15 protein-coding genes are annotated in these 18,381 nt (G+C 35.6%); 5 read left to right on the top strand and 10 right to left on the bottom strand.

The window, feature by feature from the left end; genetic code table 11:
* Nucleotides 1-44: 44 nt before the first annotated feature.
* The 3 genes from DPQ89_RS08060 to DPQ89_RS08050 all read right to left on the bottom strand — a co-directional run bounded on the left by DPQ89_RS08060 (nt 45) and on the right by DPQ89_RS08050 (nt 7,061).
* Nucleotides 45-425 carry a TraR/DksA family transcriptional regulator gene (locus DPQ89_RS08060; RefSeq protein WP_127716415.1) on the bottom strand — a complete coding sequence of 127 codons (381 nt, stop codon included), beginning with the start codon at nt 423-425 and terminating at the stop codon, nt 45-47.
* Nucleotides 426-651: 226 nt separating this feature from the next.
* The gene (locus DPQ89_RS08055) at nt 652-6,156 is read right to left on the bottom strand and encodes a zinc-dependent metalloprotease (RefSeq protein ID WP_127716414.1); all 5,505 of its coding nucleotides are present in this window, start codon (nt 6,154-6,156) and stop codon (nt 652-654) included.
* Between the two features lie 56 nt (nt 6,157-6,212).
* Nucleotides 6,213-7,061, bottom strand: a complete 849-nt coding sequence (locus tag DPQ89_RS08050; protein WP_127716413.1) for a hypothetical protein — start codon at nt 7,059-7,061, stop codon at nt 6,213-6,215.
* A 198-nt stretch (nt 7,062-7,259) separates the two neighbouring features.
* On the opposite strand from DPQ89_RS08050, the gene DPQ89_RS08045 reads away from it, so the two are divergent.
* Complete coding sequence (locus tag DPQ89_RS08045; RefSeq protein ID WP_127716412.1) at nt 7,260-8,300, top strand: NAD(P)-dependent alcohol dehydrogenase; 1,041 nt, start codon at nt 7,260-7,262, stop codon at nt 8,298-8,300.
* Between the two features lie 37 nt (nt 8,301-8,337).
* Here the strand turns inward: DPQ89_RS08045 and DPQ89_RS08040 are convergent, their stop codons facing one another.
* Entirely contained in the window at nt 8,338-9,009 is a 672-nt protein-coding gene (locus tag DPQ89_RS08040) for a DUF2817 domain-containing protein (protein WP_127716411.1), read from the bottom strand.
* A gap of 4 nt (nt 9,010-9,013) precedes the next feature.
* A complete protein-coding gene (locus DPQ89_RS08035) occupies nt 9,014-9,514 on the bottom strand; it encodes a 6-carboxytetrahydropterin synthase (protein WP_164848310.1) in 501 nt (166 codons plus the stop codon).
* Nucleotides 9,515-9,864: 350 nt separating this feature from the next.
* Here DPQ89_RS08035 and rnhA point away from each other — a divergent pair, with 350 nt between their 5' ends.
* From rnhA to DPQ89_RS08015, 4 genes are all read left to right on the top strand, one after another.
* Nucleotides 9,865-10,320, top strand: a complete 456-nt coding sequence (rnhA, locus tag DPQ89_RS08030) for a ribonuclease HI (RefSeq protein WP_127716466.1) — start codon at nt 9,865-9,867, stop codon at nt 10,318-10,320.
* 9 nt (nt 10,321-10,329) lie between these two features.
* On the top strand, nt 10,330-11,109 hold the full coding sequence (locus DPQ89_RS08025; protein WP_127716409.1) for a 5'-nucleotidase, lipoprotein e(P4) family: 780 nt from the start codon (nt 10,330-10,332) through the stop codon (nt 11,107-11,109).
* 81 nt (nt 11,110-11,190) lie between these two features.
* Nucleotides 11,191-11,916, top strand: coding sequence for an FKBP-type peptidyl-prolyl cis-trans isomerase (locus DPQ89_RS08020; protein ID WP_206611145.1), 726 nt, complete (start codon nt 11,191-11,193; stop codon nt 11,914-11,916).
* A gap of 146 nt (nt 11,917-12,062) precedes the next feature.
* Entirely contained in the window at nt 12,063-13,457 is a 1,395-nt protein-coding gene (locus DPQ89_RS08015) for a L,D-transpeptidase family protein (protein ID WP_164848309.1), read from the top strand.
* Nucleotides 13,458-13,504: 47 nt separating this feature from the next.
* On the opposite strand, the gene DPQ89_RS08010 is transcribed toward DPQ89_RS08015, so the two are convergent.
* Genes DPQ89_RS08010 through DPQ89_RS07990 form a run of 5 tightly spaced genes read right to left on the bottom strand, consistent with a single transcriptional unit; the run spans nt 13,505 to nt 18,280 of the window.
* Nucleotides 13,505-14,176, bottom strand: coding sequence for a hypothetical protein (locus tag DPQ89_RS08010; RefSeq protein ID WP_127716407.1), 672 nt, complete (start codon nt 14,174-14,176; stop codon nt 13,505-13,507).
* A 14-nt stretch (nt 14,177-14,190) separates the two neighbouring features.
* The gene (locus tag DPQ89_RS08005; RefSeq protein WP_127716406.1) at nt 14,191-14,751 is read right to left on the bottom strand and encodes a TlpA disulfide reductase family protein; all 561 of its coding nucleotides are present in this window, start codon (nt 14,749-14,751) and stop codon (nt 14,191-14,193) included.
* Nucleotide 14,752: 1 nt separating this feature from the next.
* Nucleotides 14,753-16,624 carry a cytochrome c biogenesis protein gene (locus DPQ89_RS08000; protein ID WP_127716405.1) on the bottom strand — a complete coding sequence of 624 codons (1,872 nt, stop codon included), beginning with the start codon at nt 16,622-16,624 and terminating at the stop codon, nt 14,753-14,755.
* On the bottom strand, nt 16,621-17,733 hold the full coding sequence (locus DPQ89_RS07995; RefSeq protein WP_127716404.1) for a cytochrome c biogenesis protein ResB: 1,113 nt from the start codon (nt 17,731-17,733) through the stop codon (nt 16,621-16,623). Before DPQ89_RS07995 ends, DPQ89_RS08000 begins: the two co-directional genes overlap by 4 nt.
* Complete coding sequence (locus tag DPQ89_RS07990) at nt 17,720-18,280, bottom strand: hypothetical protein (RefSeq protein ID WP_127716403.1); 561 nt, start codon at nt 18,278-18,280, stop codon at nt 17,720-17,722. Before DPQ89_RS07990 ends, DPQ89_RS07995 begins: the two co-directional genes overlap by 14 nt.
* Nucleotides 18,281-18,381: the final 101 nt, after the last annotated feature.

Here is an 18,381-nt window from a genome sequence, read left to right as displayed (position 1 = left end):
CGCACTAAGCGAGGCCTTTTTTTATACCAGGATAGAGAATCACCTTAGGCAGCTAAAGTGTTCCTATTTCGTTCATAGTCCTCTTGGGCCTCTATTGAAAGTCTAACCCAAGGTATTTTTTGTAGTCTCTTCTCACCAATAGGTTCTCCTGTTTCTTCACAGAGCCCATATTGGCCTTCTTCGAGCTTGTAGAGTGCTTCATCTATCTCATGGAGCCTTTTTAGCTCTCTCTCTCTTAGCTCCATACTCATGCGCTGAGAGGTATAGACCTGGCTCTTATCTACTTCTTCGACCACTTGATCTGGATCTGGACTAATATCTTCAATTTCATGTGTTCTCATATGATTTAGTATGTCACTTTTTAATTTTAGTAGCATAGCTCTTTGGTCATCTAAGAATTCTTCACTAAAGTATTCGTTCTTCATTTATTCCTCCCATTCATGGGCCATGATTAACAAGCATAGTAACGGCTTTAAGATGAACAATATTAACACCAAAAGATGAATAAATTCTGGAGAGTTTATTAAAACAATAATATTAGATGTTTAGAGTTTTCTCGGGAAGAAAACTCTTCCTATAAATGATAAAAATTGACGAGAATTATGGGCACAAAAAAGGCCTCCCGAAGGAGGCCCATTCATTAAAGCGTGTTTAATTATTTGTTTGCATGAAGTATAGCTGCTCTAAGAACTTAGCATTATTTACAAGCTCTTTGTAAGTACTACCAATCGATACGCCAGTATTTAAACTAAGCTTCGAGTTTGGTGTAACGCTTGAGATATGTGCTCTAACGTTCGGATTAGTTACTTCAATTTCTGAATCTGCATTTGCAAAGATCGCCGCATCAATAGGGTTGGCCTTCGCAATTGTTGTTAAGATTCCTTTTACTTTTTCAAAACCATTTACCATTTGTTGAGTAAGTGCTTTTGCTTGAGCTTGTTGAGGATCACATCCTTCAACACATTCTCTTTTAATTACGGCCATAATCTCTGCTCTTAATTGAGCTTCTGTATCACCAATTTGGCTCACTGGTACAAATGGACGCTCTAGCTTATCTGTTGCAATTGCTTTAACAAAGTCAAACAACTGAAGCTTACCATTTACATACTCCATATTAAGAGGAGCATTCACTGGAGGCATTCCTGGCACTGGTGCTGGAACTGGAACAGTTACTTGTGCTAACTCCATTTCAAAGTCAAATAGGGCCTCATGTGTCTTAGTATATGGAGCTACAAACTCTTCTTGCGCTCTTTCTAATCTTTCAGCGATTGTACCTTCACTTGTCATTAAAGCTTTGTTGATAGCAATGATTGTAAATAGGTTGTACTGACCTTTTAATTGCTCAAGAGCTGCTTTGTCATAAGAAACTTCTTCAGTTGTTTCTTCTGTCTCAGCACTTGCCACAACTTCTGTTTCTTCTGAAACTTCTTCTTCAGTTTCAGCAGTCGCTGGTTGCTCAACAACTTCACTCTTTCCTATCATAGCAAGAATCTGTGCTTTAATTTGTGCAATTTGTGCTAGCTGCTCTTCTTTTGCTGTATTGTAGAATCCTGCAAAGTTAGGGTTACCAACGATCACACTGTTAATCTCTTTTACCGTACCAACTTCAGAAGTCGCATAAAGAGTCTCTTTCCCTTTGTTTTGGTTAAGAGAAACAACTTGCTTAATTCCTTCTTCAACACCTGAGTCAATTAAGTGCTTAAGGGCCACTGCATTGACTAAGATCTCTTTTGCAGTATTAGCATCATCAGCAGAAGGGAAGTAAATCTTCTCTCCGGCAATTTCTTGAAGTCCAATTTGACCAACTTGATTTACATCTCTTGTAGAAAGAACTCTAAAGCTTCTTCCTGGGTTCTCAAGGCCAAGATCATCTACATTCATATATAGTGCACTAGTGATTGCAGCATACTGTCTTAAGAAATCAGTTGTTCTTGTTGTAAATGGTGCATCTAACTCAGTTACTTTTCCGTCGATAAGAGCAGCTGGAGTCAATGAATCAGTTAAGATTTCTGACTGTAGCTTTTGAATTCTCTCAGTTAAGCTGTCACTTAATAAGTAGTATGGAAATTCCAGACTATTATAAGAGTGCTTGTATGAGTTAGAACCTTTCTCAGTTAAGAATAGTAGTGCATATACACGCTCAATATCACTTCCTTTAACCTTTCTTCTTGAATCTGTGTACCAAGAAGTCGCAGAGTCATTTGAGATAACTCCTTCATTATCAAAGTTAATACTTTCGATGGCCTTAGTTTCAATCAGCTTTGTAACTTGTACTTTGTTACCAGTAGGAAGACCTTCTGCATTTAATTCATCTTCAAGTCTAACAAATGGTACAAATCTCTGTAGTGAACTTGCATCATTTGTTACTGTAGTAACACCTGGTTGTCTAACTTTAGATTCTAAGTACTCAAATGACTTAAAGATAGCACTGATGAAGCTCTTATCTCTTTCGATAAATGCTCTTGTTTCATCATCAAACTTACTTAGGTCTTCTTCATTTAACATTGCGTAGTCAAAGAACATTGGTTGATTGTGAATTCTTTGGAATAAGAACTCTTCGTTCATTGATCTTAGCTTTCCGAAGTAGTGAGCAGCAGCTCCTCCACGGCTTCTTGAGAAAGTTTTACTATCTCCTGCAATATTAGAAATAGCATATGTTCCTTCCATTGACATGATTACATGGTCAACGATTTCTTCTGGTGAAGTTCCCCAGTCGTGTCTTGCACACATAGGAGTGCTTCCAACAGATGCCTCTAAGTCTGAACAGAATTCATATTTCTTGATTCCAATTTTCTTTACGTCTTTAGTATCAAGATTTTTCCATACATCAAGACCTAGAATTTTCTTGATATCATTGATCTTAACAAATTTCTTTCCATCTACTTCTACTTTTGCAGCAGCAGCAATTGGACTTGTTGGGTTAAGTTCTAGTAAACCAGCATATCCTGCTCTGATTGCGTGTACATCATATGGCCCAAGACCGTCGTAAGTTACATGATCATCAAGCATATAATCCATAACTGATGAGTATCTTCTCTTAGAAGTATCAGCAGCATTGAACTTATGGTTATACTTATCATACGAAGCGATAAAGTTATGTCTAAGACCGATATTATGTCCAATTTCATGAGCAAGAGTTGGTCTCCAAGTATCGATAAGAATCTTGTTAAATCCATTTGCAGACTTTGAGATTTTATCGATATTGTAGTCATCGTGAAGCTTGCTAATTACACTTGATACAATTGATGCATCTCTTGTGTGAAGACAGATATCTTTTTTAACTTTTTTACCGTTAACAGTTTTCCAGCTTAAAGACTCAATCATCTCGTGCTTAGCGTGAGCAATTGGGTTTTCGTGCTTAAGAAGAACCTTGTTGATTTCTTCTGGAGTATTTTTCGCATTCATAATATCTTGCATAAGCATTGCTTGCTTATAAAGATTAATATTGTTTGCAGTTCTTTTTTCTAGAAGAGACTTGTACTTTTCAGATAATTTTACTTCACCAGCTGGAGCAATTCTGTCTTTAAAATCAAGAATTCTTCTGTCTCTTAAGTTAATAGAAGCAGTTCTATTAAGAGTTCTTTCTGTATTAATTCTATTGATTAATCTCTCAGCACTTTCTGAAGCACTAGCGTGTGTCTCTGCTGCAGTACTTGTAGATGGCTCTACATCTGCAATTTCAGCGTTAGCTTCAGCAACATCAGCTTCAGTTGCTTGTTGCGCGATGACTTGTCTAGTCTCTTCAGTCAGCTTTTGCCATTTCTTTAATGCATTGTAAGACTCAATCATCCACTCAATACCGTTTTTCATATTTCCACCATACTGATAAACAGATGCTGAAATAACTTCTCCAGTAAGAGGGTTTTTATGTGCTCCACCAAGTCCCAAGATTGGGTATGAAGTTGCCTTTTGCATATAGTAAACATAGTTCTTATCAAGGTCACCCATGACAGCTCTTTCTACAACAGGTAGAACGATCTTCTCACAACCTGCTTTATTTCCGTTCGTTTCATAGTCTTTACAAACTTTTACTTTGTTTCCAGAAATATTAGCGTCTCTTTCGATTGATAGAGTTAGTACAGGCTTGTTAGAACCATCTGTAGTACAGTTTGCTCTATCAAGTGCCGTTCCTTTTAATGCTTTGTAGAAACCTTCATTTAGATCGTTAATCACTTTATGCGTAGAAGTGATAAGTCTATTTCTTAGGTCTGTTGTACCATTATTCTTACCACCATCCTTTAATGGGATACCAGTTAGTACGTACTCAACTTGCTTACAGTTTTTAATATCAAATCTACTTGGAAGATAAGTATTTGACTTTTCCGAGTCAGTATCTTGAGAGTAACCTTGTCCAGTAACTTTCATTCCTGTGAAGAATCCAAAACCTAATTTCTTTTGAGCGTCAAAAGGAATATTTAGATCTGTTGTTTCTGCACGGTCTTTCTTATACTCCATCATTGAAACTCTTTCTTTGAATTTCAAGTTTGCTTGAGCTCCTGCGTCTGATTCACCACCACATCTGTGAGTATTTACTCCTCTTGAAGTATCAAGAGTGAAGTTGATCATGTGCTTACCAGATCTTTTTCCTGCGAATAGGTCATTGATCTCTGTTTCAGTTGTTCCTACAAAACATGCAGCAAGATCAGAATCTAGAACTGAGTTTAGATCATTGATTTCCATGTTGTTAGAGAAGTCTACAGCAGCGATAGCGCCTTCTTCTGTATGAGTTGCTTCAATATGCTTTGGAGAAACTAGTCTTCTTCCATTTATTTCATTTACAAGTCTATAGTACTTAACTGGGAAAGAAAGTAGTGCTTCTTCATCAACTTCAGTTTCACCATCTTTTCCAAGAATAGATCTTGCTCTTTTGATAGACATTTTGTCTTCTTCAAACGAAATTTTAACTAATGTTACGTCAGTTGCAGTACCAGCAAATGTAACTTCAAAAGTGTTTGGCGCATCGATAAGAACCTTACGATAGAAGTATTCTTTCTTTTCAAGTTCACTTACTTTAAGTAGAGTTTTTCCGTCAAAATTTGTGAATTCTTCTTTAAGGTCTACAAGTGAGTATTCTTTTAACTCATCGTCTTGACTCATCTTAACTAAAAGAACTTTTGCATCTTCAAGAGCATCCTCTAAAGAGATAGTAGCAAGCTTTTCCTTTGTATCTGCTTCCTGGTCTCTTTTTTGAGTCTTTAATGTAAGTGACTTAGATAATACTGCCTTTGTTACACAGTCTTCTAGGTTTCCTTCAAACTTAAGTAACTCTAAGTCCTTTTGAGTACAGGCCTTTAGTACTGTATTATGTAGTCCTTGCTTAAGCTTTCTAAGCTCTTCTTTATCAAGGTCTTTTTTATTGATTGCTGTGTGGAAGAAAATAGTTTCACTATTTAAAAATGATTTTAAAAGAGTCGCATCTGTAAAGCTTTTAAACTTTTCTGAGTTAAAGATATTGTGCTTTGGAGAAATCGCTTTGATATCTTTAACTGTAAAGTATTTTGCTTGAAGAGAGTCTTTTAAGAAAATCTCTTTTTGCTCTTCTTTTGATAGGCCTCTAATACCGGCATATTCTAAGTTTGAATCAAGTGAGTTGATTGAAACGTGAGTGGCCTGTGATCTTATAGTTTCTTTAATAGTAACAGTTCTTGTTTCTTCACCAAGTGAGTTTGTTACTTTTTCAAGAATACCCCAAGAACCAATTGAGTATTGGAATACAGGAGTTCCTTTTTCTTCACCTGCCGAAAGCTCTTGAAGGTGTGGAGAAGTAGAGCTTGCATGTGACTTGTCAACAAAAGCAACTAAGTGACCTTTTGTTAGGTTGAAGTTAATCTTGATTTTTTCTCCAGGAGTTGAAGACTCAAGTTCAACATTTTTGAAAAACCTTTTTAGGAGTTCGTCACCTTCGACATTTACTACCTTTCTATATTTCTTAGCATTCAGCGCCCATACACCTTGAATTTCCTCATCGGCTTCAACGGCTAGAATACCATTTTCTTCTCCCTCAACTGTAACGACTACAGATTGATCGAATAGACTTGCAGGATATACATTATCCTTTACGTGATCAGTTGGATCATCTGGTAGTTCTTTAGCACATGACGCTGATAGCACCGCTGCTAAAGTTAGGTTAAGTAGTAAGTTTTTCTTGTTTTTCATCGATTTCTCCTTTCGATTTTTTCTTTTCTTTTTCTTCTTTATATTTAAATTATTTTTTAAAACGTTAATCCTGCACTCAAGTACCAAGTACTAAGATTTTCATCATAGAACTGGATATTATTACTCTGTCCATTAGGACCAATTGCTGAACCACCGATACTATGTCCTACGGAAGTCCAAAATTTTGAGCTTAGGCTATATGTAACACTTTGATCAAAGGCAAAGCTGTCACTTCTTTGTCCCTTATGAGTCCAAGATCTAATATAAATGCTTGTAAAGTTAGCTGATAATTTGTCAGTAAAGCTATAATCTACAGATAGTGTGTGGTTCGTTTTAAATTGGTTATTTGAAGAACCATAAACATTTGTCTCATGCTCATAGAAGTATGTAGTGAACTTTGGAATATAGGCCAATGAAAGACCTTTTGCTCCAACTTGTGAAGCATCCCAAGAAACTACAGGCTGAATACCAATTAATCCATTAAGCTCAGAATATGCTTTTGTCGATTTCGCAAGTGGGATAATTGTTGAAACTTTCCCTGAAATATTCCAAAACTCATTTGGTCTTGCAAGACCTCTTGAAACAGAAACTGAACCATCACCCCAATCTAATTTTCTTTCACCAGTCAGATTCTTATTGAAGCCAACACCAAAGGCCCATCTATAAGTTTTGTTCGACTTTAGCGATAAACCAAAGTTTGTTGAATTATAGAAGACAGCATCTGGGTCTTTATTAATATCTCTTCTATTACTTACAAGAGTTGAAGATAGGGACAATCTGGGACTAAGCTTAGTGCCATTTGTGTCTACTTTTTCAACACTTGTTGTATTTGATGACGCTTCTTGTTCAGCCGCTGCCATCTGAGATAATAATAAAATCAATAGTGTAGAGGTAATTCTCTTCATTAACACTTCCTTGCTAACTAGTATTTGAGTAATTTAGTGCAATACTAGTGCCAGCAGAAACAGTGTCAAAGTGGCCTTGATAAGAAATCAATCACTTAGCATCAATTCATTAGACATATAAGAATTCAGCTCAATATTATTGTTTTACATTTTGTAGTCGGCTACCTTTATAATGATAATTTTAACCAAAAGGAAAATATGAAAACTTTAGCTTATGCCGCTCCTTCAGCAACCGAAAACCTAGCTCCTCTTGAAATAGACAGAAGAGAATTGCTTGCGAGTGATGTAGCAATAAAGATTGAATACTGTGGAGTTTGTCACAGCGATATCCACTCCGCTAGAAGTGAGTGGGGACCAGCAGTTTATCCCGTCGTTCCTGGCCATGAAATAGTAGGTCGCGTAACAGCGATCGGTAGTGATGTTAAGCAATTTAGTGTTGGTGATCTCGTTGGTGTGGGCTGTATGGTTGATTCTTGTCAAACATGCTCGTCATGCGCAGAAGGGCTTGAACAATATTGTGAAACTGGAGCAACACTAACGTACGGCTCAAAAGATGTCGTTCTTGGAGGACAAACTTATGGAGGTTACTCTCAAAGTATTATCGTAGATAAAGCGTTCGTCTTAAAGGTTTCAGAAAAGTTGGATACTAAAGCTGTGGCACCACTTCTATGTGCTGGGATCACTACTTATTCCCCTTTAAAGCATTGGGGAATTAAGAAAGGTGATAGAGTTGGTGTTATTGGGCTTGGCGGACTTGGACATATGGGAATTAAGTTTGCAGTCGCCATGGGAGCAGAGGTTGTCATGATCACTCGTTCGAAGTCAAAAGGTGATGATGCGAAGAGATTAGGAGCTCATGAAGTTCTATTGTCTACTGATGAAGCTTCCATGAAAGAAAGCTCTAATAGTTTTGATTTCCTTTTAAATACTATACCAGTGAGACATGACGTTAACCCTTATGTTGGCCTTCTTAAAAGAGATGCAACGATGGTTATAGTTGGCGCGATTGAGCCTGTTGATCCAGTAAATGGTGGACCATTAATTTTTGGTAGAAAGAGAATTGCTGGCTCATTAATTGGTGGAATAAAAGAAACCCAAGAGATGCTAGATTTTTGCGCTGAACACGATATTGTTAGTGATGTTGAAATGATTAAGATGGACGAGATTAATACTGCATTTGAAAGAATAATAAAGTCAGATGTTAGATATAGATTTGTTGTTGATATGAGTTCGCTGTAATTAAGATATTTCCCCTCTAGTAAGAGGGGAAAACTTTTTATAGAAGATCTGTTTTAAATAATTCTTTTAAGCCTTCTTCACTCTCTTGCCAGATGGCCTTAAGACCTTTTTCATCACTTAGAACTGGACATTCAAAAGTAATAACAGGACTGTTATATTTCTTAGGGCCTAGATCTCCAAGTGAACCAGGTGTTGGATGTCCTTCGATATCGTCACAAGTTATATAGTTATTGTACTTTGCTATAAATTCTGCAACTTCTTTACAGTCACCATTATAATTAATCATTGGTTTCCATGAATGAAAACTTAAAATTATTCTTGGAGGAAACTTCTCGAATAAACTAATCAGAAAAATATTTTCCGGCTCACTTAAAGGTGCTTTTCCAGGGTAATACTTTGCTTCACGTGCTTCACTAGACCATGTCCCACTATCATAGTTTCTATTTAAGTCTACACCATTAGCGTTAACTCTCGTTGCATTTCTGTATCCATCAGGATTGAGGATCGGGATTACAACCATATCAAGCTCAATATCACTTTGCTCAATTAACCACTTATACAGCTTCTCAACTACGTAAACACCTTCGACTTCATCACCATGAGTTCCGGCCATAAGGTAGACATAGCTCTTGGCCTTTCCTTCAGTCTTAAAGGCCTTGATTTCTTCTCCTTCAACCGAGGAGCCCGACTTTAATTCAATAAAGTTCATTCTTTTATTCCTTATCTCTAAAGAGGCGGTATATTACAGATTGCCCCTTGGATTCTTCAACTTCTACTTCCAAAATATCAAATTGGAAATTAAAAAGCTTTTGTAATTGTATCTCTATTTCTTTAGCAATAAAACCTGCTAATCTCTCAACACTAGAATTTTTTATTGGAATGACTAAAACATCACTTTTTGGAAAACTAAAAAAGCTATTATCTGGAGTTTTTACTTCAATTTGCTTTTCAGTTTCATTAATTTCGAGTAAAGCACATTCACTAGGTAGAATTAATTTATGGTCAATCTCGTCACAGATTTTTTTAACAATTGGTTTTAAGTCTAGAAAGTCTATAACCATATCTCCATTAAGTGAATCGTGATGTCCATTTACGCTTACTCGGTAATTGTGACCATGTAGAGGTTCTCTTGAACCATCTTTGAAAATCATAAAATGGGCACAAGCAAAGTTAAAATATTCTTTAAATACTTTTAATGTATAATTAGATTTCAAGATATCTCCAGTAGAGCGTCTATTTAACATGAAATGAGCAGATTTTGAATCGACTAATTGTGGTATTGCGTTGTGTAATATAATCCAACTAATCTATATTTGCTAGTTGATATCAATAAGGTAGAATTGTCTTTTAATAAATCCAAATTGTTATCTAAGGTTTAAAAGTGAAAAAGAAGACTATTAATTTCTTCAATAAGTTAAAGACGAAATTCCCTGATAATAATCAAGCGCTAGAAGCTATAGATTATTTAAAATCCCAGATTGAAAATTGGGAAGACGAAGATAGTGCTCATAGTTCAAGCAATGATGAATATCCCGTACCAACTGAGCTTAAAAGTGAATTTGATGTGGCCTTATTTAGTGATGGGGCATGTCGAGGAAACCCAGGTCCTGGTTCGTGGGGTTGTGTAGGTCAACTATCTACTGGGGAAATTTTATTTAAGGCCTCTGGTGTAGAGACTCGCACCACAAATAACAGAATGGAGATGAAGGGTGCGGTTGACGCAATGGAGACGCTTATTAGAGAAAGAGCAGATTTTAAAGATTTGAATATCTATCTCTATTCTGATTCAAAATATGTTGTTGATGGAATGAAGAGCTGGATTCATTCTTGGAAATCTAGAGGCTGGAAAAAAGCAGATAAGAAGCCACCTGAAAATGTAGACCTTTGGAAAGATTTAGATGAAGTATCCCAGTCTTTTACCAAGATAGAATATATATGGGTTAAGGGGCACGCAGGTCATCCACAAAATGAACTATGCGACCAATTAGCGAATGAAGCACTCGATGAGAGTGGTTTTTAAGGAGAGTTTATGAAGTTTGTATACATGTTTTTATTAACCATTATCATTACAGGTTGTAGCACCAATTCAAATAATAATCCCGCTCTTTACACCGAACAGGGAACCCTTTGGATTCAAAACGCTGCCGAAGTCAGGGCCTTAACTTACCAAGCTTTTAATAGTGCAAGAAACCACCTTGATGATGTACTAAGAAAGAGAATGTATCGCAAAAAGCCGGCCATTGTTTTTGATATTGATGAAACTCTTTTAGATAATAGTCCATATCAGGCGAAAAATATCATTGATAAGCATACTTACGAGCCTGTTAGCTGGTTTAAGTGGATTGACTTGGCCCAAGCGAAGGCCTTACCAGGCTCTGTGGATTTTTTGAATTATGTTCATAAAAAAGGTGTCAAAATAATCTATATCTCAAATAGAAAAATTAGAGGACTAGAAGCAACTTACAAGAATATGCTAGACGTAGGCTTTCCGGTTAAAAGACAGGATATATTCTTAAGAACGACTACTTCAAATAAAGAAGAAAGAAGGCAAGATGTTTTAAAGAATTACGATATCGTGATGCTAGTAGGAGATACATTAGCTGATTTCTCAGAAGTCTTTCATAAGAAAGGGACTAATGAGAGAAATATTCTTGCAGATAAGCACCGAGGCGACTTTGGTCGTAAATATATAATACTCCCAAACCCTATGTACGGAGATTGGGAAGGAGCATTATACAATTATGAATACTCCAAGAGTGAGTCAGATAAAGAAAAACTTAGAAAGAGGCACCTTTATCCGCATAACTAAGCTTGATTATATCGGTATGGCCGTGTAAAATTATAAAGATTTAAAGTTAAATGGAAGTTTAATATTACAAAGGAAGTAATCATGAAGAAGAGCCTATTAGTAGGTGTTTTTGCTGCGACGGCCCTTATGACAGGGTGTAATAAGCAACAAGATGTTAAAGTAACTGCTGAGAACGATAAAGTATTCTACTCGGTTGGTTATATGTTTGGTCAAAGAATGAAAGATCTTAAGCTTAGCGATGCTGAACTTATGGCAATGACTCAAGGTCTTAAAGACGCTGCAAGAGGAACTAAAGAGCAAGTTGATCTAAAAGTTTATCAGCCAAAAATTCGTGAAGAATTCCAAAAAAGAGTTGAAGCTCATTCTCAAGGTGTAAAAGTTGAAGGTGAGAAGTTCTTAGAAAAATTCGTATCTAGCGAAGGTGCAACTAAGACAGCATCAGGTCTTGCTTATAAGATTATCAAGGCCGGAGACGGTGCTAAGCCAAAGGCAACTGATACGGTTAAAGTTCACTATCACGGAACTCTAATTGATGGGACAGTTTTTGACTCTTCTGTTGATAGAGGAAAAGAAGTAAGCTTCCCACTTAATAGAGTGATTAAAGGTTGGACTGAAGGTCTTCAATTAGTTGGTAAAGGTGGGAAAATTAAATTAGTTATTCCTTCTGGTCTGGCCTATGGTGACCACGGTGCACCTCCAAAAATACCTGGTGGAGCAACTTTAGTATTTGAAGTTGAACTATTTGATATCCAGGCCGGTGAAGCGCACAGTCCAGATGATGGTCATGGGCATGGACACGGTAAGTAGAAAATATTCTTAAAGATATTTCAAGATATAGAAAGGGGCTTTTGGGCCCCTTTTTTTGATAGTAATTATTACACTGTGCGTAATTGTTGTTGACTAGTTGCGTAATGTTTTACATTATCCCTCGCGACACACAATTAGGGGGATTTATGAAATTAGCGACAAGGTTCGCTGCTTTTGCTCTTGTTCTTGGAACAATAGCAGGGCCAGTATCATCAGTAGTTATAACTGATGCAAATGCATCTATTTTTTCATCTAGAAGTGATTGGGGTTGGAAATCTTTACAATTACCTAAGAGCGCTGAAAATAAAGTTATTGGAGTTAGGGTAGAGGATGTTGTTAAGCATCTACCGACGATTGCACCAGGTTTAGATTATATCTATGAAAAACTAGAAAAAGGAAAGAAAGAATACTTCTCAGACAAAGGAAAAGTTGATGAAGTTCTGAATCTCTTTTTCAACGACACTCCAAAATGGAAAAACGGAGTTGTTAGATTAGATATGACTGCTCTAATTAAGTATAGTGAAGATGATATTGCGTTTAAAAATATCATTGTAGAGTACAAGAATGATGATGTTAAAAACTTCACAGTTTCACCAAAGAAATTTACAGAGCTTTCTAGTACAAAGCTGACTTTTGATGTTGCTCTTAAATCTAGAAAAATCATAGTTAAAGATCTTTATAGTAATATCAAAATGATCTTCCCTTTAGGTGTTGGAAGTTTTGATGAAGCCGTATTAAATGACGAGTTCTCATTATTAACACCTAGATTTAAGGATGGTTACTTAGATAAGTCGACTACAATTAAAAATAGAAAAAAGCCTAGATACTTTGCAGGTCTTCCATTTATCAGAATTCTAAAAGGTAAATCAACATCAAATGATTACACTGGTATTGGTTTTCACGCACAACCATTCCCAGATAAGAATGATTTTATAAGAGCATTTGATAGTCATGGTTGTATGAGAATGCAAACTCCAGACTTGTGGTCATTATACTACTTAGTTTCTGCTGGACCAACTCAACAGTTACCGATTACAGTAAATTATAGTTCTGAAGATAAGAGTGAGCATCCATTTCCTAAGAGAAATAAGCCATATAAGAGAGTTGCTAATTACGGAAGTGTATCAGCTCCAGATTTTACTATAGACAGAGATAATTTAGTACTAGTTCATAATAACTGGGAAGACTCAGCACCAGTTGAAAAATTATATGATAGTTCTGATGACAATTATCATGATGTTTTTAACTATAGCACTTCTGAGCATTTAGCTGCCAAAAGAGAGAGAGTAGAAAAAGAATGTAAGGCCATTTCATATGATAATGATTCTTACAAAGTTCTTTGGGAAGATTATGCTCCTGACTATGACGAAGATGACTCTGAGAGACAAAGAGAAAGAAAGCTAAAGAGAGCGAAGAAGAAGTTTGATAAAGCTAAAGAGAAGATGGATGAGAAAGTTGCTGGAATCTACTCTGAATGTATGTCACAACTTCAAAGAGATAGAAGTGTAGGTGATCGTCTTTATAGATGGTGGGTACATTAAAAAAGAATAAAGCAAAAAAAAAGGCCCACATTAAGTGGGCCTTTTTATTATTTTATGACTTTAGCATTCTCAAGAAGAATAGGATATTTGTAGCCGTGACCGAAGTCTTTATCTAAAGCAACTGTCGCTTTCAATTCAACAATTTGTCCTTCTTTTACGACGTCATTTGTTGTGATAACAAGATCGAACTTTCCTTCGTAATCAGTACCATCTTGCACATGAAGCCAGTTTTTCTTCATTATTCCCGGTAGGTACTTAACAACTTTAGCTCTGATAACAACATTTTTCTTATCTAGAGATTTAGCATTTTTAAAGATATCAGAAATAGTGTGTTTAGATTTCTTAACAGAACCTTTTTTTACAGCACTTTTCTCTGAAATCTTTCTATCTAGAACCTTTATATAGCTTGTAAAGTAGATGCTTGGAAATTTTCTATCTAAGGCCTTGCTATGAAAGTCCTTCATCTCTTGACCCTTGAGAAACTCTACCTTGTCACCTTTTAAAACTTTAGTAGGTGAGGTTGCTACCCAAGCAGAAGAGTTCTTATTCTTTACTTGTACATAAGTATAGGTCTTAGTCATCTTAACTTCTTGTACTGTACCGCTAAAAAGGGCCTTAGGGTCGTCCTTAATCTTAGCTACCTGTGTTGCATAGCCTGGAGGAAATCCCAGTGCTGATAATGATAATAGAAATAAGAGAGCTGTAATTGTTCTTTTCATATTTACTCCGTATGTTAGTTCATTTCTTTAATAAATTTGTGCATATCTTTATTGGTCCAGTGATAGCTTCCTATCACTTTACGAATAATATTCATTTGTGAATCTATAATAAATGTCTCAGGTAGTCTTAGTACATTAAATAATTCTGACGAAATCTCTTTATTCGGATCGAATCCAATAAAGACGCGTTCGCTCTCTAGATCAATTGCTTCTGTTTTAAGTTTTTTTATAAACTTTTGAACTTCAATTTTGTTTGCATCGTTAGAAATTGCTACTAGAACTGTGTTGTTATCCTCTTTTAAGATTTCTAGCATCTCTGGAAACTCTTCTTTACAAGGTCCACACCATGTTGCCCAGAAATTTAAAATAATCTTCTTTCCCTGGAATTTTGTAATATCTTGTTGAGTCCCTTCAAGATCATTGAATTTAAACTGTGGAAGAGCAATTTTAGTATTAATTATTTCATCATGCTCTTGTTCTATACTGACTTGAGTCGGAATAGAGGATGAGTCCAAAAAATACCCCAGTCCAAATATAGTAATAGTGACAGTAATTATAATTAGTATCTGCTTCATATTAATTTCCGCTTAATTCCTTTTTTTGAAACTTTAAAACCCCGTAAATCCCACCACAAACTACTAACTCAATAATTGTAAAAAGAGCAATATTTGTTGCGATACTCTCAGTGAATCCATAGGAGTGAAGACCTACGTTTAAGAGATTTACACCAAACCAAGCTAGTACAACTATAATGCTAGTTAGAGCTGTTAAAAATGCATATTCAATATCTTTAAAATACTTTGTCAGGTTCCCATGCACAACCCAAAGAAGCCACATACAAATAAGCATTGCTCCATTTTCTTTTGGATCCCAGCCCCAGAACCTTCCCCATGACTGATCTGCCCAGATACCGCCTAAAATTGTCCCTAAGACTGTAAAGAAAAGAGCAAATAGAACAGAGCCATGCATATTCTTTAATGTGTCTTTAATATCAAAGGACACATCAGATCTTTGATATTTGATGTACTTTTGAAATAGATAGACATGAGCAAGTATGCTTGAAACAAATGCGCAACCGTATCCAATGGTGATTGTTACTACGTGAGTTGCTAACCAAAAGTTAGTGTCTAAAACAGCGGCCAGCATTCCCATACTATCGCCGTCTTTTTCATAACCAAAGCTAACAAATAGTAAAATCGTTCCGAGTGTTGTACCAACAAATGTTCCAAGTCCATCTTTTCTCTTTCTTTCTATTAAAATAGCGCCAAAGATACATATAAAGGCAACAAAGATGATAGATTCATAGAGGGTTGTTACAGGTGGACGATCCATTATGATACATCTTAAAGTTAGATTTAACCCATGAAGAACGCCGCCAAAACTCATTAGTGCGAAAGAAACTTTTTCTAAGATCTTTTTCCAAAATAACCAGCTAAAACAAAGAAGTAGGAAGGCCAGGATGTATAATGTTACTGATTTTGTAAAAAGATCCCATTTGCTGTAGTTAAACTCCCAGTCAAGCTTTTTAGAGTTAACGACTTGCTTGCTAAGCTCTTTTGAGCTCTCATATACTGATAAACTGAACTCTTCAAACGCATCAATATCTTTTGCCATATAGGCCGTGTACATTTTCGCCCACTTCTCGAAGTATTTTGCTGTCAAAGGATTGCCGTGTCCTCCTTGTACTGTTTGCCAAGGAGAATGCCATTCACTATCAATTTTATTTCCCACTTGTGGAGGTACGATTCTAAATATCTTAGTGTAAGTATCAGATGCAACAACTTCTAGGCTACGACCAAGAGCTAAAAGCGCATGTTCTTGTGGTGCGAATCCATTTGTGTTTTCATAAATTTTTCCAGCAAGTTTTTCAAAAATTGCTTTTCTTTTTAAAACTTGTAAGTAAGTCAATGAAGTACCAAAAGGAAGATCAAGCTTCTGAGCATAATCTTTTGAAGGGATTTTAAACTGTGGAATTATTAGTGAAACTGAACGTGAAATTTCAAATATTGTCGAAACTTTATAATAAAGTTCAAAAATTTGTTGTTGTGTAGGGGATCTCAGTTTCTTTTCTATGTTTGAGATTTCTGAGATAAGTTTACTTTCATTATTAATGGCAGTAGAGACTTCAATGAAAGTGTAATTATGAGTTTTATCTGCAGTAAGACTTAGGGCCTTTACAGTATCTGAGTTTCTAATCTTGAATATTCTTCTTTTGTAAGCGACATTTGGATCAAAAATAAGTTCGGCCAACCACTCGATAGCACTAAGCTCTTTTAGCTTAGATTTTTCATAAACCATCAGAAGGTTAGTCCTTGCAAATGTGTCTAGAGGCTTAACTCTTCCTTCATGTAAAATCGGTATTTTTCCAAAGCTCTCCATTGCTAGATTTACTTTTGAAAAACTATTGAAAGATAATAATAGAAGTATAGCTGCTGTTATATATTTCATTCTGTTCTCTTAGTGAAAAGTTTCTTAGAGTTTAAAAGCAGGTGAATGAGCAGTCCTATACAAATAATGATACTTGAAATATACGGAAACATTCTTCCTATATTTTTAACTGTTGCAAGTATAGTTGTTTGTGAACCGTCCTGTTCGATGAATGAGGATTGATAAAAAGTGTAACCTTTATATCTTAGAGGCTCATTCATTTGAATCACTGTTCTTTGTTTTAACTTTCCATCTTTTAATCTGACTACAGACTTATAGCTCTTGGCCATAGAGGTTGCTGCGTACATTTGTTTATCAAAATCAATAAGCTCAATTTCAAAAGGAAGTCTATAGCGTTTATGTCTAAGTTCTATTTTGTAAATCTTATTATTTGCCTTAATTGTTTGAGCGACAGGCATGTACTCTACATTTAAATATTTTCCGTCGTTATCTGAGCCGTCAATTTGTATAAGCATTCCCGCTCTATTGTCACCATCTTCTATTTCTAATTCTTTTTCAGAAAGTTCGAATCTCTTTGCAAAGCCTTGAAAACTCTCGTCAACTTCTTTAGTGATTGGAAGAATGTTACAATTTCTACAGTAATCTAATATAGTTATTTTAAATGGAATTTCATCTATAGAAATACTATTACCTTTTTTTAAATACCCTTGAGAAAAAGCATAGGTGATATCTTCATCTTTTGGGCTTGTATCAATAATCGCAACTTCTAATTTATGATAGTCTTTGAAAAAATTAACAGATTGACCTTCAGGGATTACCATATTTCCTTCAAAACTAAATAGACCAGTTAAAAGTCCTCCAGTTAGTAAAAGAAAAGAACCGAGGTGAGTGATGGCAATTCCTGAATTTTTGATTGTCAGAGGGGTTTTATAGATAAGTTTTGATAATAATCCTACAAAGATTACACCCATTGTAATCGCACCACCTGGCATTGGTAGAAAGCCTCCAAGTAGAATAATAAATGATGAAAAATATCTTTCTTGTGCTTGGTAAAGACCAATATCTTTTTGAGCAATAGTCCCTACGAAGAGAAGAACTATTAGCCATAGTGTCGCCCAGAAAAAAATCCTAGTATCTGATAAAGATTTTAAAAACTTATTTACTTTCATAAATCCCTTTTATGAATTCGAGAAAAAGATCTCTCTGATTATCTAGAACATCTTTATGTCCCGTGGCCTTTACGTAAATAGTTTTTCCCTTATTCATAATAAAAGCTGCAAGAATTGATTTATCTTGATTAGTGATTTGTGTGAATTGAAAAATACCTAATTTTCCTGTGATCTTCTCGAGAGTGCTTTCGATTGTTTTTTTGTCACTTTGTTCAAGTCCAATCTGACCTCTCCATCTATTTAGGTTTGGTGTTATACCACCACCGTCACCTGCGAGAATGATGATAGAAAGCTCCGCTTTTTTATCACCAATGCTCGGGAGGTCATAACTTCCTATTCTTATACTATTCGTTTCTTTTTCTTTCCACTGTTGTGGTGCGCTCCATTTTAGAGAGCTGTCATTTTCTTTTTGAATTCCTTCTGCATTGGCACTCATTTGTGTAGTTGATGATATTTCTTTTTTACTCCTATAGACTTCATAACTTAAATCTTCCTTAAGGCAAGATGAAGTAAAGATAGTAGTAATTATTAAAATGAATATTTTCACAAGAAATCCTATAAAAGTTCTGATTTTTGAACTATGTTTTTTTCGATTTTGACATTATGACCAATATTTTCAGTTAAAGTATGAGCTACATCATGAAATGA

Origin of the sequence: Halobacteriovorax sp. HLS (assembly GCF_004006665.1) — a bacterium.
GTDB lineage: Bacteria > Bdellovibrionota > Bacteriovoracia > Bacteriovoracales > Bacteriovoracaceae > Halobacteriovorax.
The sequence above is the reverse complement of the archived record's forward strand: the minus strand, read 5'-3'. Positions and strand labels throughout refer to the sequence as shown.

Bases quoted from the DNA above. Each gene is read 5' to 3' on its own strand.
- DPQ89_RS08060 (WP_127716415.1), bottom strand. From the start codon at position 425: ATGAAGAACGAATACTTTAGTGAAGAATTCTTAGATGACCAAAGAGCT.
- DPQ89_RS08055 (WP_127716414.1), bottom strand. From the start codon at position 6,156: ATGAAAAACAAGAAAAACTTACTACTTAACCTAACTTTAGCAGCGGTG.
- DPQ89_RS08050 (WP_127716413.1), bottom strand. From the start codon at position 7,061: ATGAAGAGAATTACCTCTACACTATTGATTTTATTATTATCTCAGATG.
- DPQ89_RS08045 (WP_127716412.1), top strand. From the start codon at position 7,260: ATGAAAACTTTAGCTTATGCCGCTCCTTCAGCAACCGAAAACCTAGCT.
- DPQ89_RS08040 (WP_127716411.1), bottom strand. From the start codon at position 9,009: ATGAACTTTATTGAATTAAAGTCGGGCTCCTCGGTTGAAGGAGAAGAA.
- DPQ89_RS08025 (WP_127716409.1), top strand. From the start codon at position 10,330: ATGAAGTTTGTATACATGTTTTTATTAACCATTATCATTACAGGTTGT.
- DPQ89_RS08020 (WP_206611145.1), top strand. From the start codon at position 11,191: ATGAAGAAGAGCCTATTAGTAGGTGTTTTTGCTGCGACGGCCCTTATG.
- DPQ89_RS08015 (WP_164848309.1), top strand. From the start codon at position 12,063: ATGAAATTAGCGACAAGGTTCGCTGCTTTTGCTCTTGTTCTTGGAACA.
- DPQ89_RS08010 (WP_127716407.1), bottom strand. From the start codon at position 14,176: ATGAAAAGAACAATTACAGCTCTCTTATTTCTATTATCATTATCAGCA.
- DPQ89_RS08005 (WP_127716406.1), bottom strand. From the start codon at position 14,751: ATGAAGCAGATACTAATTATAATTACTGTCACTATTACTATATTTGGA.
- DPQ89_RS08000 (WP_127716405.1), bottom strand. From the start codon at position 16,624: ATGAAATATATAACAGCAGCTATACTTCTATTATTATCTTTCAATAGT.
- DPQ89_RS07995 (WP_127716404.1), bottom strand. From the start codon at position 17,733: ATGAAAGTAAATAAGTTTTTAAAATCTTTATCAGATACTAGGATTTTT.